The 3,968-nt window shown below is 68.7% G+C and carries 2 protein-coding genes; both read right to left on the reverse strand.

Translation table 11 applies throughout. The features are described 5' to 3' along the window. The coding region (locus QSK20_RS31820; protein ID WP_285792304.1) for a glycoside hydrolase family 10 protein at window positions 1–952 on the reverse strand (952 nt) is incomplete at its 3' end. A 159-nt stretch (window positions 953–1,111) separates the two neighbouring features. Beyond that, window positions 1,112–3,154, reverse strand: a complete 2,043-nt coding sequence (locus QSK20_RS31825; protein ID WP_285792305.1) for a family 43 glycosylhydrolase — start codon at window positions 3,152–3,154, stop codon at window positions 1,112–1,114. Between the last annotated feature and the right edge of the window lie 814 nt (window positions 3,155–3,968).

A 3,968-nucleotide genomic window follows, 5' to 3' on the forward strand; every position in this document is an offset into this window, starting at 1 on the left:
GGCCGCCCGGGTTGCTGCCGCCGGCGTTCAGGGCGTTCAGCACGGCGGTGTACGCGGGCTTCTTGTTGCCGTTGTTGTCGAACAGCAGCGGGTTCGCGCCGGTGCGCCAGGAGTCGCTGTCCCGGATGCCCCACACGGTGATGCCGGTGCAGCGGGCCACGGCCAGGCAGGCGCGGGTGACGGTGTCGTAGACGGCGGCCTGGTTGGTGCCGGCGATGTCGAGTTCGGTGATCTGCACGTCGACGCCGAGGTCGGCGAAGCGCTGCAGGTTGGCCTGGTAGTCACCGGGCACCGAGTTCGTCAGGTGGGACTGGAAACCCACACAGTCGATGGGTACGCCGCGGGCCTTGAAGTCGCGCACCATGTTGTAGATGCCGGTCGACTTCGCGTTGACCCCGTCGGTGTTGTAGTCGTTGTAGCAGAGTTTGGCGTTCGGGTCGGCGGCCCGGGCGGCCCGGAACGCCGCCTCGATCCAGTCGTTGCCGGTGCGCTGGAGGTTGGAGTCACGCCGGCCGCCGCTGCCGCCGTCGGCGAACGCCTCGTTCACCACGTCCCAGGAGTGGATCCTCCCCCGGTAGTAGCTGGCGACCTGGGTGACGTGGTTGATGGCGGCGCTGCGCAGGGCGGAGCCGGACATGTTCTGAGCCCACCCCGGTTGCTGGGCGTGCCAGAGCAGGGCGTGGCCGCGGATGCTCATCCCGTTGGCGCGGGCGTGGTTCACGATGCGGTCCGCGTTCGTGTAGGAGAACCGGCCCTGGGAGGGCTCGGTGGCGTCCCACTTCATCTCGTTCTCGGCGGTCACCGAGTTGAACTCGCGGTTGAGGATGCCGACGTACTGGCTGTCGGAGAGCTTGTGCGCCGCCACGGCCGTGCCGAAGTAGCGGCCCTTCTCCGCGGCCGAGGCGCCGAGGGTGCTGGCCGCTTCGGCGGGGGCCGGAGCGACGAACGCCATGGAGGCGGCGACGAGTCCGACGCCCAGCGCGGAGAGGGCGGCTTTCCACCCTCGTGGCCGGTGGACGGGGGACGGTCGGGTCCTGGTGGTGGTCATGTCTGTTCTGTCCTTCCGGAGGTGGGGTCCGGTGGGCGGCGGGCCGCCGGTCACGTGCCGGGATCAGGGAGTGGTCATCTCGAAACGCCGCACGGTGACGGCGCCACCGAGGGCCTGGGTGGCGTAGTTGAAGATCCCGTATCGGTAGCCCATGAAGAACTGCCAGGCGTTGTTCAGGGTGAAGGCCGGTCCGAGGGCCGTGAAGTTCACCCCGTCGGTGCTGTACGAGAAGCGTGCCTGCCGGCCCGTACCCGGCCGGATGTCGGCGCTGACCCGCAGCCAGGTCCGGCTGCCCGAGATGGCGGCGCCGGCCGCCTCCACACCGGTACCGGTGGTGTTCCAGCTGCTGTCCATCGTCAGGCCGTTGGTCATCACCACCCGGGTCGTGCCGTTGTCGCGTTTGACCCCGATCCACGCCGAGGAGTCGCGGAGCATGGCGAGGCCGGCCCGGTCCCCGTTGCTCATGGCGGAGTGGTCGAGCTCGATCGTCGCGGTGGAGGTGGGGCCCTGGATCCGGTGGGTGACGGTGTTCCGGGCGTTGTAGAGGTCGTTGGTCACGGTCGCGGTCTGCAGGCGCAGTCCGTTGTTGACGCTGTACCGGCTGGTGTCGGGGTTGTGGTTCCACTCCCACCGGTGGCCCAGGCCCGGCCCGGTGAAGGTGTCCGCGCCGGTCATCGGTTGCACGGTCTTGGACGTGGTGATGTTCGGCTTCGGGTAGGTGACGCCCCACCGGCCGTTGACGGTCTGCAGGACCGGCCAGCCGTCGCCGCTCCAGGTGATCGGCGCGAGGGTCGGCACCCGACCACCCGGGTACGCGTCGGTGAACGCCATGTAGTACCAGTCGCCGTTCTGCGTCTGCACCAGGCCGCCCTGGTGCGGGACCCCGCCGCCGGAAATGGGGCCGGGCAGGTCCAGCAGCACCTGGCGCATCTCGTACGGCCCGAACGGTGAGCTGGACTTCAGGACGTACTGGCCGTTGGCGGGGCGGGTGAGCCAGATGTAGTAGCTGCCGTTGCGCTTGTAGAAGCGGGCCCCCTCCAGGGTGCCGATGTTCGACGGCGTGGTGAAGACCTGCTGCGCGCGGACCTGGGACAGGCCGTCGGCGGACAGCTGCGCGACGCTGATGGTGCCGTTGCCGTAGGCCACGTACATGGTGTCGTTGTCGTCGACGAGCAGGCCGGCGTCGTAGTAGCAGTTGTTGATCTGCGACCTCTTCTGCCAGGTGCCGTCGACCGACGCCGCGGTGTAGACGTACGTCCGGTTGAACTCGACGCAGCCCATCCAGTAGTAGGTGCTGTTGCTGCGTCGGTAGTTCAGGGTCGAGGCCCAGATGCCCTTGACGTACGCCCGCCCGCCGGTCAGGTTGTAGGCGTTCGACCCGAAGTCCAGGCTCGGTACGGAGTGGCCGGCGTACTCCCAGTTCACCAGGTCGTAGGAGCGCAGGATCGGCGCTCCGGGGGAGTAGTGCATGGTCGAGGCCGAGTAGTAGTAGGCGTCCCCGACGCGGATGATGTCGCCGTCGGCGAAGTCCTGCCAGACCACCGGATTGGTGAACTGCTCCCCGCCGCCCGGGGGTGTGGTGGGGGTGGTGCCGCCGTCGACCCGGACGAGTTGCCACTGCTGGTTGCTGCCGCCCCAGTCGGCGTACTGCACGACGTTCGCGCCGTCGGCGGTGGACGCGTTCTGCACCTCGACGGCCTTGCCGCTGTTGCGGTTGATCAGACGGACGTAGCCACCGGTGGAGTCGGCCAGTCGGAACTGCTGGTTGGCGGCGTTGCCGTCGGTCCACTGCACGATGCCGGCACCGTCGGCGGTCGACCGGTTGTACACGTCGAGGACCTTGCCGGAGTGGCGGGACCTCAACCGGTAGTAGCCGCCACCGGAGTCGACGAACTGCCACTGCTGCCAGGCCCCGTCGCCGCGGGCCCACTGGGTGATCCGCGCGCCGTCGTTGGTGGCGAGGTTGTACACGTCCAGGGCCTTGCCGCTGTTCCGGTTGACCAGCACGTACCAGGCGTTCGTGTCCACCGTCGCGGCGGAGGCAGCCGGCGCGCCGACGACCGCGGCGACACCACCGGCGAGGACGGTCACGACCGCCGCCACCATTGCCAGCCATCGTCGGTGCTGTCGAGGCGGCGGCGGGGGAGCCACATGGATGTCGTTCATGCCTCTCCTTCGATAGGAACTCGGTCGCAGCCGACATCCGCCTCGACCGGCGGCCCGTCCGACTGCGGAGAGCGCAACTCATGCCCGGGAACGGGCTGCCGCACCGGCCCAGATGCGGCAACTCCCTACTTCGACACCTTTGCCACCGGCCGCTGTTAGCGCTAACAACACTGCCCGAGCGCTGGCTACTCAAAGATGAGGAACGGATCTTCCGGCGAAGGCCATCGAAGTAAGGCGATGTTACGCGAGGATTTCGAGAGCATCAAGGGCGGTGTGGACCGGGTGTGTGGGGGCAGTTCGGCAGGCCTGTCGGATCGGCGGTGAGCCATGGGTGCCGTCGGCCCCGACCCGCCGGGGTGTGGCGCGTCGTCGCCCGGTGAGCCTGAGGTGCTTTGGCTTGACGGACAGCATGTTATCGCTCACAGTCAATGGTCGGGGAGATGGTGGCGGCGGGCGTACCGGGCAGGCCCGCCTCGTCGAACCCTGGTCCAGGTGCGCGTCGGGACGCGCGGATTCCTGGTGAGTGCTCATGTCGCGTCGCACACACCCCGTTGTGTGTGTTGTCCACCCATCGAGTGGACGTTCGACTCTCGTCACCGAAGGAGGATCATGTCTGTCCTTGGTAGTGCTCCATTGACCGCGCCGCCGTCCCGGCGGCGCGGGTGGTTGTTGCGGGCCGTCGCCGCCGCCGTGGCGACGGTGGTGGTCGGTGGTGCCGCCGCGGCGGTGATGTCGACACCCGCCGCCGCGGCGA

It is taken from the genome of Micromonospora sp. NBRC 101691 (genome assembly GCF_030269285.1).
Classification (GTDB): Bacteria; Actinomycetota; Actinomycetes; order Mycobacteriales; family Micromonosporaceae; genus Micromonospora; species Micromonospora echinospora.

Coding starts and splice junctions, on each gene's coding strand:
- QSK20_RS31825 (WP_285792305.1), bottom strand. CDS start 3,154: ATGGTGGCGGCGGTCGTGACCGTCCTCGCCGGTGGTGTCGCCGCGGTC.